Below are 10,820 nucleotides of genomic sequence, written 5' to 3'. Positions count from 1 at the left end.
GGATTTCAAGGAGGGTGCGCTGGCTTACCGCCGGCTGGCCGAGGCCGGCATGCAGATCCTGGAGCGCGACGGCATCCTGATTTCCTGTTCGTGCAGCCATCACATGCCGCGCGAAGCCCTGCTGGACGGCATGCAGCAGGGCGCGCGGCACCTGGACCGGTTCATGCAGGTGCTGGAGCCGCTGAGCCAGTCGCCTGACCATCCCGTGCATCCGGCGATCCCGGAAACCGAGTACCTGAAGGGCTACATCACGCGCGTCCTGCCGGTCTGAAAGCCGGAAAAAATCGCGGGTCTCAGGCAAAATACATAGCAGGAATCCCGGCTTCGCGCATGACCATCCTCCACGACATCGATCCCATTGCCATCCCGCTGCCGTTCTGGCCGCACGGCATCCATTGGTACGGGATCATGTACCTGCTCGGCTTCGGCGTGGCCTGGTGGCTGGGCACGCGCCGCGTGCGCGCTGGCCGGTTGCCGGGCGTGAACGAGGAAGGTTTCGGCGATCTGTTGTTCTACGCGATGCTCGGCGTGGTGCTGGGTGGCCGCATCGGCTACGTATTGTTCTATGCGTTCGGCGATTTCCTCGCCCATCCGATCTTTCTTTTCAAGATCAACGAAGGCGGCATGAGTTTTCACGGCGGCCTGATCGGCGTGATGGTCGCGGTCGCGTGGTGGTCGTGGCGGCGCGGGCTGCATGTATTCGACACCATGGATTTCATCGCGCCGCTGGTACCGCCGGGTCTGGGTTTCGGCCGGCTGGGAAATTTCATCGGCGGCGAGTTGTACGGCAAGCTTACCGGCGGCAACTGGGGCGTGATCTTTCCGCACAGCGACCTTGGCCCATACACGCATTTGCCGATGGAAAAATTGCGCGAGTTGCATGCTAGCGGTGCGCTCGATGCCTATGCGCGGCACCCGTCGCAGTTGTACCAGGCGCTGCTCGAAGGCCTGACGATGTTCGTCGTCGTGTTTTTCTATTCGCGCAAGCCGCGACCGCGCTATGCGGTGTCGGGAATGTTTGCATTGCTTTACGGCGTGTTCCGTTTCCTGGTCGAATTCGTGCGCGTGCCCGACGAGCAGTTGGGCTACCTCGCCTTCGGCTGGCTGACCATGGGGCAGGTGCTGTCGCTGCCGTTGATCGCGCTGGGGCTGTTCTTTTTCTGGCTGTCGCGGCGGGCGCCGACGCTGGTGCCCGTAGTTGCAGGAGCGACGCAAGTCGCGACCGATCAATGAGCCGCCTGGCTGGTCGCGACTTGCGTCGCTCCTACACGTCCATGGGTAGTCATGCGCCAGTATCTTGAGTTGCTAGATCACGTGATGCGCGAGGGCGCGGAGAAATCCGACCGCACCGGCACCGGCACGCGTTCGGTGTTCGGCTACCAGATGCGCTTCGATCTCAACGAAGGCTTCCCGCTGGTCACGACCAAGAAACTGCACTTGCGCTCGATCATCCACGAGTTGTTGTGGTTCCTGCAGGGCGATACCAATATCGCCTATCTGCGGGAAAACAAGGTCAGCATCTGGGACGAGTGGGCCGATGAAAACGGCGATCTTGGCCCGGTATACGGCAAGCAGTGGCGGCGCTGGAGCGGCGCGGACGGTGTCGAGATAGACCAGATCCGCTGGCTGGTCGACGAGATCAAGCGCAATCCGGATTCGCGCCGGTTGATCGTCAATGCCTGGAACGTCGCCGACCTGCCGAAGATGGCGCTGATGCCCTGCCATGCGATCTTTCAGTTCTATGTCGCCAACGGAAAGCTGAGCTGCCAGCTTTACCAACGCTCGGCGGATATTTTTCTTGGCGTGCCGTTCAATATCGCCAGCTATGCGTTGCTGACGCACATGATCGCGCAGGTCTGCGGCCTGGGTGTCGGTGATTTCGTGCACACGCTGGGCGATGCGCATGTGTACTCGAATCATTTCGAGCAGGCGCGCGAACAATTGTCGCGCGCACCTAAGGCGCTACCGAAACTAGTATTGAATCCTGCGGTCACCGACCTGTTCGCGTTCCGCATCGACGATATCGCCATCGAAGGCTACGAACCGCACGCGGCGATCAAGGCGCCGGTGGCGGTGTGAGCGAGTTGACGTTGATCGCGGCGCTGGATCGTCACGGCGCGATCGGTCGCGACAATGAATTGCCATGGCGTCTGCCCGACGATCTCAAGCGTTTCAAGGCACTGACGCTGGGCCGGCCGCTGTTGATGGGGCGCAAGACCGCGCAATCGCTGGGGCGTGCGCTACTGGGCCGACGTAATCTTGTGCTGACGCGCTCGGGCGCGGTGCCGTTCGAGGGAATGGAGGCCGTGGCATCGATCGATGCTGCGCGCGCGCTGATCGGTAACGAGGCGTTGATGGTGATCGGCGGCGGTGAGATCTATGCGTTGGTGTTGCCGATCGCAACGCGCTTGCACCTCACGCATGTCGATACTCTGGTCGAGCGCGCGGACGCATTTTTTCCCGCATTCGACCTTGTGCAGTGGCAGGTAATACAGCGCGAAGCGCATGCGGCGGATGCCAAGCATGCGTTTGCGTTCGAGTTTGTGGATTACGAAAAAAAGCGCTCGTAGGAGCGATGGCAATCGCGACTTTTCCTTTTCGCAGGAAACCCATCGCGATTGCCATCGCTCCTACAGAGCCGCGGGGTCAGTCTTCGCGGCGCGGGCTGTTGGCGGGGACGACGCGGCCGGCGACTTGGTGCAGGCGCAGTTCGGCGCCAAGTTCGAGCGCGGTGAGCTTGCCACCCCAGACGGCGCCGGTGTCGATGCTGTAAATGCCCAGACCCATGAACAGGCCCAGCGTTGACCAGTGGCCGCAGACCACGGGCAATTCCCGCGGCGCGTGGCCGGGGACTTCGAACCAGGGATACATGCCAGGCTTCTGCGTGCCAGGGCGGCCCTTGTCGTCGAAACCGATGCGGCCGGCGGGCGTGCAATAGCGCATGCGCGTGAACACGTTGACGATGGCGCGGAAGCGCTCCGGCCCCGCGAGTTTCGGCGACCAGGCCGGCTTGTCGCCGTACATGTTCTTGAGCAGCTTGCGGTGGTTTTCGCCGCGCAATTGTTCTTCGGCTTCGCGCGCGCGTGCCTCGGCGATCTTCAGCGACCACTTCGGAGCGAGCCCGGCATGCACCATCGCAAAGCCAAGGGTGCGGTCGACGTGCAGCAGTTTCTGCTGGCGCAACCAGTCGATCAACACGTCGCGGTCGTCGGCGAACAGCACGCGCTGCAGGTCGGGATTGACCTTGCGCTGATCGGCTTCGGTGCGCTGCGCGATCGCCAGCAGCGACAGGTCGTGGTTGCCGAGCACGACGGTGCTGTGGATCGCCAGCGAGTGCACCAGACGCAGGGTTTCCAGCGACTGCCCACCGCGGTTGACCAGATCGCCGCAGAACCACAGACGATCCTTGAGCGGGTCGAAGCGGATCTTTTCCAGCAGCCGTTGCAGCGCGTCGTAACAACCCTGGATGTCGCCGATCGCGTAGGTCGCCATCAGTGCAGCGTCCGCGGAATCGACAGAGTGAACGCGGCGATCGGGGCATCGAAGGACGTGCCGTCGTCGGCGAGCATCTGGTAGCTGCCTTCCATGGTGCCCAGCGCGGTTTCAAGCACGGCGCCGGAGGTGTATTCGAAATCGTCGCCCGGACGCAGCCAGGGTTGTTCGCCGACCACGCCTTCACCGCGTACTTCCTGGACCTTGCCGTTGTCGTCGGTGATCAGCCAGTGCCGGCTAATCAATCGCGCCGGCACCTGGCCGCGATTGGAAATGCGGATGGTGTAGGCGAATACGAAACGGCCGTCTTCGGGCGCCGACTGGTCGGCGAGGAAACGGGTGTCGACATTCACATCGATGGCGTGCAGCGGCGCGGTCATGAGCCCATCTTACAAAGTTGCGGCGGTGGCGGCGTGTTTTGCGAGGTGATTGGCCAGGGCGATGAAATCCGACACCGGCAATTGCTCGGCACGGGCGTCGGGACGCAGGCCGGCGGCGGCTATGTCGTCGCCGCTGCACAGCTGCTGCACGGCGTTGCGCAGGGTCTTGCGGCGCTGGCCGAAAGCGTTGCGCACAAGGGCCTCGAACAGCGCCGGATCGACGATGCCGATCTGGTCTGCGGGTTTGGGCACGAGGCGAACGACAGCCGAATCGACTTTTGGCGGCGGCCGGAACGCGTTTGGTCCGATCGTGAACAAAGGAGTCACCTGGCAGACCGCCTGCAGCATCACGCTGAGCCGGCCATAGACCTTGCTGCCGGGCTCGGCGCCCATGCGATCGACGACTTCCTTCTGCAGCATGAAGTGCATGTCGACGATCGCTTCGGCGTGTTCGAGCACATGAAACAGGATCGGCGTGGAGATGTTGTAGGGCAGGTTGCCGACCAGACGCACGCGGCCATCGCCGGCAAGCTTGGCGAAATCCACCTTGAGCACATCTTTGTGGATGATGGCGAGATCGCCGATGCCTTCGGACGCTTCCATCAGCGGCGTGATCAGGTCGCGATCGAATTCGATCACCGTCAGCGCGCCGTGCTTTTTCAGCAGCGGAAAAGTGATCGCGCCCTGGCCGGGGCCGATCTCGACGAGATTGTCGCCGGGCTTGAGGTTGAGCGCGTGCACGATGTTGTCGATCACGCTGCGGTCGGTGAGGAAATGCTGGCCGAGATTCTTCTTCGGCGGATCCTTGAAATGGCTCATGGCTGCGCCCTTTGTTGTGCCAGTCGTGCACACAGCTCGACGGCGGCGATGAGGCTGGAGGGATCGGCGCTGCCTTTGCCGGCGAGTTCGAGCGCGGTGCCGTGATCGACGGCGACGCGCGGGTAGGGCAGGCCGAGCGTGATGTTCACCGCCTGCTCGAAACCGGCGTACTTGAGCACCGGCAGGCCCTGGTCGTGATACATCGCCAAGACGGCATCGAAGCCGGCGAGTTTCTGCGGAAGGAAGGCCGTGTCGGCGGGCAGTGGGCCGATCAGGGTCATGCCTTCGCTGCGCAATTTCGCCAGCACCGGCGCGATGGTGTTTATTTCCTCCTGGCCGAGCACGCCGTCTTCGCCGGCATGGGGGTTGAGGCCCAACACTGCGATGCGCGGCACGGCGATGGCGAAATCCCGGCGTAGTGCAGCATGCAGGATGCGCAGCGTGCGCACGAGGGCGACCGGCGTGATCGCATCGGCGACCGCGCGTAGCGGCAGGTGTGTGGTGACGAGAGCGACGCGCAGGCCCGGGTTGGCGAGCATCATCACCACGTCGGTACCAGCCTGTGCGGCGAGCAGCTCGGTGGTGCCGGTGTAGGCGATACCACCGGCATTGATGCTGGCCTTGTTGACCGGGCCGGTGACCAAGCCATGAAAACTACCGTCGAGACAGCCGCGGCCGCCAGCGAGAAGGGCATCGATGACCGCACGGGCATTGGCGGGGTCGGCGTGGCCGAAGCGCGTGAGCCGGGATTGCTTGAGCGGCTGGATCGCAAGCTCGCCGGGCACGCAGTCGGTGCCGGGCTCACGCAGTGTCAATGGCAGCGACAGCGCCGCCGCAGCGGCGAGCAGCGCATCGGGATCGGCGATAGCGACCAGATCGGCAGGTTGCCGTGTCTGGGCCAGGCGCACGCAGAGTTCAGGCCCGACGCCCGCAGGTTCGCCCGGAATCAGGGCTAGCCGCGGGCGCACGATGACTCAGGAACCCAATCGGGTTTCGACATAGGCCTCGGAGCGGATCTGGCGCAGGAAGCGCTCGTATTCCTCATCGCCCTTGCGGTTGCCGATGATTTCGCGGGCCTGATTGCGACGGTTTTCGTCGGTGACATCCTGCTCGCGCGAACCCACGCGCTTGATCAGGTGGAAACCGATGTCGCTCTGGAAGATCGGCGAGAGTTCGCCATCGGCAAGACGCTTGATCTGTTCGCTGACGCTGGTGCCCCACTGGTCGGCCACGAACCAGCCCATGTCGCCGCCGTTGTTGCGGGTCAGCGTGTCTTCCGAGGCTTCCTTGGCGACCTTGGCGAAATCCTCGCCGCCGGCGATGCGGTCACGCAGCGCCTGGATCTTCTGGCGTGCAGCTTCGGCATTGACCAGCTCGCTGGTGCGCACGAGGATGTCGAGCGCCTTGAACTGGGTGATCTTCTGCGGCTGCGGCTGACGGGATTCTTCCAGCTGCACGATCTGGAAACCGTTCGGGCCGCGCACCGGATCGGTGATCTGGCCCGGCTTCATGCCGCGCAGGACGCTGGCGAACAGCGGCGGGATCGCATCGTAGGTGCGCCAGCCCAGCTCGCCGCCGTCGAGGGCATTCTGGCCCTGGGAGAAGCGGATCGCGGCCGAATGGAAATCCAGTTCGCCGCGTTCGACCATGCCCTTGATCTCCAGCACTTTCTTGCTGGCAACGGCGATCTGGTCTGGCGTGGCGCCGTCGGGTAGGGCGATCTGGATGTTGGCGAGACGGAGTTCTTCGCCGCCGATTTTCTGGGTCGCCAGCAGCTGGTCGATTTCGGCCTCGCTGATGGTGACCTTGGACTGGATGTAGCGCTGGCGCAGGCGCTGGACGGTGACTTCATCGCGCAGGTTGTTGCGGAATTCGTCGAAGTTCAGGTTTTCTGCGGCCAGACGCTGGCGCAGCTGGTCAACGGTCATCTTGTTTTGGCCTGCGACGGCGGCGACGGCCTGCTGCAGTTCCGCATCGCTGATCTGGATGCCGGAATCGGCCGCACGGCCGATCTGCAGATGCATCAGGATCAGGCGCTCAAGGACCTGTTTTTCGAGGATGTCGCGCGGCGGCAACTGACCGGGCTGGCTGGCGTACTGGGCGGTGATGTTGGCGACGGCGCGGTCGAGCTCACTGCGCAGGATCACGTCCTCGTCGACCACGGCGGCGATGCCGTCCAGGGTGGTCGTCGGAGCCGTTTGTGCGAAGGCCGGACCGGCGGCAAGAAGGCCGGCGAGAATGAAGGGGAAGATCGGTTTCATCGTTTCAGACACTCCGGGGCGCGCCAGTGGGGCGCGGCAGGTCAGCGGGGATAGCCAAGAATAGCATTCTGCAGCAGGCGGGCCGTGTCGCGCCCGAAGCTGCCGAGGCCGGTGAGTTCGATTTCAAGATACAGGCCGAGGTTCTGGCGGCTGCTGGCGCTGCGGATATATTGCCGGCCCAGCAGGCGGATCGCGACGCAGCAACTGCGTTTTTCGAAACCCGCCAGCGCTTCCAGAGTCTGGTTGTCCCGCAAGGAGTACTCCCATCGGCCGTACAGGCTCCAGTTCTGGTTCAGCGGTAGGACAAGGCTGAGGTCGGTTTGTTCCAGCAGGTCGCGGCGGTAGCGATAGGACGCGTTGAATACGCCGCCCTGTCCGAAACTGACCTGGCTGCGGATCGACGAGAGCTGAGTGAGGTGTTTGTCGGCATCCCATTGCTGGGTCATGCCGACGGTCCAGTTGTCGCGCAGGGCCAGATCGGCGGTGGCGATCCAGGCGCTGCCCTTGTCCGACAATGCCGGCGTGCCGGGCAGGCCGACGCGCGGGGTGTCGAAGTAGGTGATGTGGCCAAGGCCGACGCTGAGGCGCTCGCGGCCATCGGCATTGCTCAGGACGCGGCTGCCCAAAGCCAGTGTCAGCTGGTTGGCGTCGGACTGCCGGTCGGCGCCGCCGAAGCGGTTGTCGCGGAACAGCGAGGTCCAGCCGAAGGTCAGCTCGGCGGTATCGAAGACTGGAAGATTGTCCTGGTTGCGATAGGGCACGCGCAGGTAATACAGGCGCGGCTCGAGCGTCTGTACATAGCTGCTGCCACCCCAGGAAAAATCGCGCTCGAAGTACGCGCCGGCATCGACACTGGCAATTGGCAGGCTGCGGCTCAGCGAATGATCGCCGCTGGCGTTGGCGGCGGCGAGATTGTCGTTGAGCGAATACGCGGTGTAACGCCAGGACAATTGCGGCGTGATGAACCAGGCGCTGCCGCTGAACGGCATGCGGATGTATGGCTGCAGGTCGACGCGGGTGCCGGCGTCCGGGCGGTTTTCATGGCTGAAGCGCACGGCTTCGGCGGACACGCCGGCTTCCAGCCAATGCGTGAGCGGGCGGAACGCGCTCGCCTGCAGGCGCGGCAGACGCCGGTAGGGCTCGTTGCCCGGCGCGATCAGCGGATTGGTGATCTGCCATTCTTCGGCGCTGAGGCTGGCCGACCAGTATTTGCCGCGACCGAACAAACCGAGCTGGCTGTCGACCAGCGAGATCGAAGTGTTGGCGATCGAATCGCCGAAGTCGCTGAAATAATCGACATCGCTGACGTTCTTGAGATTCGCGCTCAGGTACCAGTGGCGATTGAGCGTGGTGGTGTGGTCGATGCTGACGTAACCGCGGTCGTGGCCGGTGAGTTTGTCGTCGGGCAGGAACGTGCCCTCGAACGTGCCGCGCGAATTCTCCGTGAGGTAGCGGAACTCGCCCTCCAGCATCAGCCCGCGCTTGGACAGCCAGCGCGGCGTCAACGTTGCGTCGTAGTTCGGCGCGAGGTTGAGATAAACCGGCAGCTTGATGTCGAGGCCGTTGTGATCGTCGCGCCCTACGGTAGGCGAGAGCACGCCGGTGCGGCGGCGGTTGTCGGTCGGGAAGCTGATCACCGGCAACCACAGCACCGGGATGCGGCCCAGGCGCAGCGAGACATTGGTGGCGACGCCGGTCGCAGTTTCGTTGTTGACACGGATCTTGCTGGCGCGGAACTGCCATTGCTGCTGCGTCGGCGGGCAGGTGGAATACGTAGCCGAACTGAGTTCGCCGATCTCGCCTTTCATCACCGCGCGTTTGGAGGTGCCGTTGCCGAGCTGCTGGTTGAACTGGTACGTCACCTGGTCGAGCGTGATCGTGTCGGCCTTCTGGTCGCCCGAGGCCTTGTCGGCGGTCAGGCGCACCGAATAATCCTGGTATTGGACGGGGCCGTCGCTGACGAACTGCTCGGTCGGATGCGTGTAGGTGATCTTGTCGGTATGCAGCCACTGGTCGGCATGCGTGAGCACGACATTGCCGGAAAATACCGTGACGTCGTCCTTCTTCAGGTCGAGCGCATCGCCGACGATATCCGAGGGGGTGCCGATGCGATCGCCGGCCGCCGGCTGCCGCTCCACGAACCAGGGCAGCGTGCCCGGATTGGCGCAGAGCTGCCATTGGGGTTTGTCGGCCTTGTCGACGGTGGCCTGTGCATGCACGGCACCGGAGATCGCGAGGCAGAGTGGCAGCAAACGCAGCGGGGATCGACGCACAGGGCAGTCCTGGAAAGTCACAACGGCTGCATTCTAGCCCGAGCCGAGCGACCAGTGCCCCGGCAATTTGCCGGCACGGGCAAACGAAATGGCCGGCTGGACATTGGCTTCGGTGCCCGGATTCGTTCTGGTCATTGCGTGCTCGCGGCCCGCGCCAGTCCCTGCAAATGCGCGACGCTGCATTCGCGCAGTGCCGTCAGGCTGTAGCCGCCCTCAAGCATCGAGACCACCCGGCCCTGGCAATGCGCGTCGGCCAAGGCGGCGAGCTCGCTGCTGAGCCAGTGAAAATCAGCGGCCTCGAGCTTGAGGTCGGCCAGCGGGTCGAGGTGGTGAGCATCGAAACCCGCGGAGATGAGCAGCAACTGCGGTTCGAAAGTGGCGAGCTGCGGCAGCAGCGTATTCGTCCACACCGCGCGGAAAACCGCGGCGCCGCTACCCGGCGGCAGCTCGGCATTGTGGATGTTGCCGACGCCGTGCTCGTCGGAACGACCCGTGCCCGGGTACAGCGGAATCTGGTGCGAGCTGAGGTATTGCACGCGGCGATCGCGCTGGAAAATATCCTGCGTGCCATTGCCGTGATGGACGTCGAAATCGACGATGCTCACGCGCTCAAGTCCGTGCGCCTTGAGCGCATGCGCGGCGGCAATGGCGATCGAGTTGAACAGGCAAAAACCCATCGCGGTGCGCTGCGTTGCATGGTGACCGGGCGGGCGCACGGCGCAGAAGGCGCGGCGATGCTTCCCTGCGAGTACCCAGTCGACGGCAGCGGTGCCGGCGCCGGCCGCGCGCAGCGCCGCTTCGGCGGAATCGGGCGACAGCGCGGTATCGGCATCGAGGCGAATTGTTTCGCTGACCACCGTGTCGAGAACGGTGGCGATCAGCTCGGCGCTGTGCACGCGGCCGATCTGCTCACGCGTGGCGGCGGGCGCGAGTTGCCAGTCAAGCTTTGGCAAGGCCGCGCGCAGCGCGCCGGCCACGGCGTCGAGGCGGGCGGGGCATTCCGGATGGCCGGCGCCGGGCACGTGCGCCAGGCAGGCAGGGTGGCTGTAGACCCGCATCGGCCTCAGCCCTTGCGGCGTTCGTGATTCCAGAGCACCTCGCCGTGGCCGCTGGCACGGGCGAGCACGCGCGCGATCACGAACAACAGGTCGGACAGGCGGTTGAGGAAACGGATCGCTTCCGGGCGCACCGCGTCGTGATGCGCGAGCGTCACCACTTCGCGTTCGGCGCGACGGCAGATCGTCCGCGCCAGGTGGCAGTGCGCGGCGGGCATGCCGCCACCGGGCAGGATGAAATCCTTGAGCGGCGGCAGATCGGCGTTGAAAGCATCGAGCTGCTGCTCGAGGCGGTCGATGTCGGCAGGGAGGATCGCCGAATGACCGGGAATGCACAGTTCGCCGCCAAGATCGAACAACTGGTGCTGCACCGAAACCAGTACGGTGCGCACGTCCTCGGGAATGTCGCCGGCGAGGATCAGGCCGATCGCCGAGTTGGCTTCATCGACGGTGCCGTAGGCGGCGACGCGTGCCGAATCCTTCGAGACGCGCGAGCCGTCGCCCAGGCCCGTCGAACCATCATCGCCCGTGCGGGTGTAG

At 64.4% G+C, this 10,820-nt stretch carries 10 protein-coding genes and 2 pseudogenes; 4 read left to right on the top strand and 8 right to left on the bottom strand.

What is annotated here, in order from left to right; genetic code table 11:
- The 4 genes and pseudogenes from VKM35_RS02995 to VKM35_RS02980 form a co-directional block, all read left to right on the top strand.
- Nucleotides 1–271, top strand: a pseudogene (locus tag VKM35_RS02995) (RlmI/RlmK family 23S rRNA methyltransferase); the annotation flags it as partial.
- Between the two features lie 59 nt (nucleotides 272–330).
- Entirely contained in the window at nucleotides 331–1,233 is a 903-nt protein-coding gene (lgt, locus tag VKM35_RS02990) for a prolipoprotein diacylglyceryl transferase (RefSeq protein WP_324318195.1), read from the top strand.
- A 51-nt stretch (nucleotides 1,234–1,284) separates the two neighbouring features.
- Nucleotides 1,285–2,079 carry a thymidylate synthase gene (locus VKM35_RS02985; RefSeq protein WP_324318193.1) on the top strand — a complete coding sequence of 265 codons (795 nt, stop codon included), beginning with the start codon at nucleotides 1,285–1,287 and terminating at the stop codon, nucleotides 2,077–2,079.
- A 5-nt stretch (nucleotides 2,080–2,084) separates the two neighbouring features.
- Nucleotides 2,085–2,570 carry a dihydrofolate reductase gene (locus VKM35_RS02980; protein WP_324318200.1) on the top strand — a complete coding sequence of 162 codons (486 nt, stop codon included), beginning with the start codon at nucleotides 2,085–2,087 and terminating at the stop codon, nucleotides 2,568–2,570.
- 91 nt (nucleotides 2,571–2,661) lie between these two features.
- Here VKM35_RS02980 and VKM35_RS02975 read toward each other — a convergent pair.
- From VKM35_RS02975 to VKM35_RS02940, 8 genes and pseudogenes are all read right to left on the bottom strand, one after another.
- Nucleotides 2,662–3,492, bottom strand: a pseudogene (locus VKM35_RS02975) (symmetrical bis(5'-nucleosyl)-tetraphosphatase); the annotation flags it as partial.
- Nucleotides 3,492–3,872, bottom strand: coding sequence for a Co2+/Mg2+ efflux protein ApaG (gene apaG / locus VKM35_RS02970; RefSeq protein WP_324318191.1), 381 nt, complete (start codon nucleotides 3,870–3,872; stop codon nucleotides 3,492–3,494). The pseudogene VKM35_RS02975 and the gene apaG, both read right to left, overlap by 1 nt.
- A 9-nt stretch (nucleotides 3,873–3,881) precedes the next feature.
- Nucleotides 3,882–4,691, bottom strand: coding sequence for a 16S rRNA (adenine(1518)-N(6)/adenine(1519)-N(6))-dimethyltransferase RsmA (gene rsmA / locus VKM35_RS02965; protein WP_324318189.1), 810 nt, complete (start codon nucleotides 4,689–4,691; stop codon nucleotides 3,882–3,884).
- The gene (gene pdxA, locus VKM35_RS02960) at nucleotides 4,688–5,662 is read right to left on the bottom strand and encodes a 4-hydroxythreonine-4-phosphate dehydrogenase PdxA (protein WP_324318198.1); all 975 of its coding nucleotides are present in this window, start codon (nucleotides 5,660–5,662) and stop codon (nucleotides 4,688–4,690) included. The genes rsmA and pdxA overlap by 4 nt, the downstream gene beginning before the upstream one ends.
- 3 nt (nucleotides 5,663–5,665) lie before the next feature.
- Nucleotides 5,666–6,952: a peptidylprolyl isomerase gene (locus VKM35_RS02955; protein WP_324318187.1), complete on the bottom strand. Its 1,287-nt coding sequence runs from the start codon at nucleotides 6,950–6,952 to the stop codon at nucleotides 5,666–5,668.
- 41 nt (nucleotides 6,953–6,993) lie between these two features.
- Nucleotides 6,994–9,225 carry an LPS assembly protein LptD gene (gene lptD / locus VKM35_RS02950; RefSeq protein ID WP_324318185.1) on the bottom strand — a complete coding sequence of 744 codons (2,232 nt, stop codon included), beginning with the start codon at nucleotides 9,223–9,225 and terminating at the stop codon, nucleotides 6,994–6,996.
- Nucleotides 9,226–9,356: 131 nt separating this feature from the next.
- Complete coding sequence (locus VKM35_RS02945; RefSeq protein WP_324318183.1) at nucleotides 9,357–10,283, bottom strand: histone deacetylase family protein; 927 nt, start codon at nucleotides 10,281–10,283, stop codon at nucleotides 9,357–9,359.
- A 5-nt stretch (nucleotides 10,284–10,288) separates the two neighbouring features.
- A partial coding sequence (locus VKM35_RS02940; RefSeq protein WP_324318181.1) for a cob(I)yrinic acid a,c-diamide adenosyltransferase occupies nucleotides 10,289–10,820 on the bottom strand: 532 nt, incomplete at its 5' end.

Source organism: Arenimonas sp. (genome assembly GCF_035312645.1).
Taxonomy (GTDB): Bacteria; Pseudomonadota; Gammaproteobacteria; order Xanthomonadales; family Xanthomonadaceae; genus Arenimonas.
Note: the sequence above shows the minus strand (reverse complement) of the source record. Positions and strands in the feature narration are given on the sequence as shown.

Bases quoted from the DNA above. Each gene is read 5' to 3' on its own strand.
- VKM35_RS02955 (WP_324318187.1), bottom strand. From the start codon at position 6,952: ATGAAACCGATCTTCCCCTTCATTCTCGCCGGCCTTCTTGCCGCCGGT.
- rsmA (WP_324318189.1), bottom strand. From the start codon at position 4,691: ATGAGCCATTTCAAGGATCCGCCGAAGAAGAATCTCGGCCAGCATTTC.
- VKM35_RS02945 (WP_324318183.1), bottom strand. From the start codon at position 10,283: ATGCGGGTCTACAGCCACCCTGCCTGCCTGGCGCACGTGCCCGGCGCC.
- apaG (WP_324318191.1), bottom strand. From the start codon at position 3,872: ATGACCGCGCCGCTGCACGCCATCGATGTGAATGTCGACACCCGTTTC.
- lgt (WP_324318195.1), top strand. From the start codon at position 331: ATGACCATCCTCCACGACATCGATCCCATTGCCATCCCGCTGCCGTTC.
- VKM35_RS02985 (WP_324318193.1), top strand. From the start codon at position 1,285: ATGCGCCAGTATCTTGAGTTGCTAGATCACGTGATGCGCGAGGGCGCG.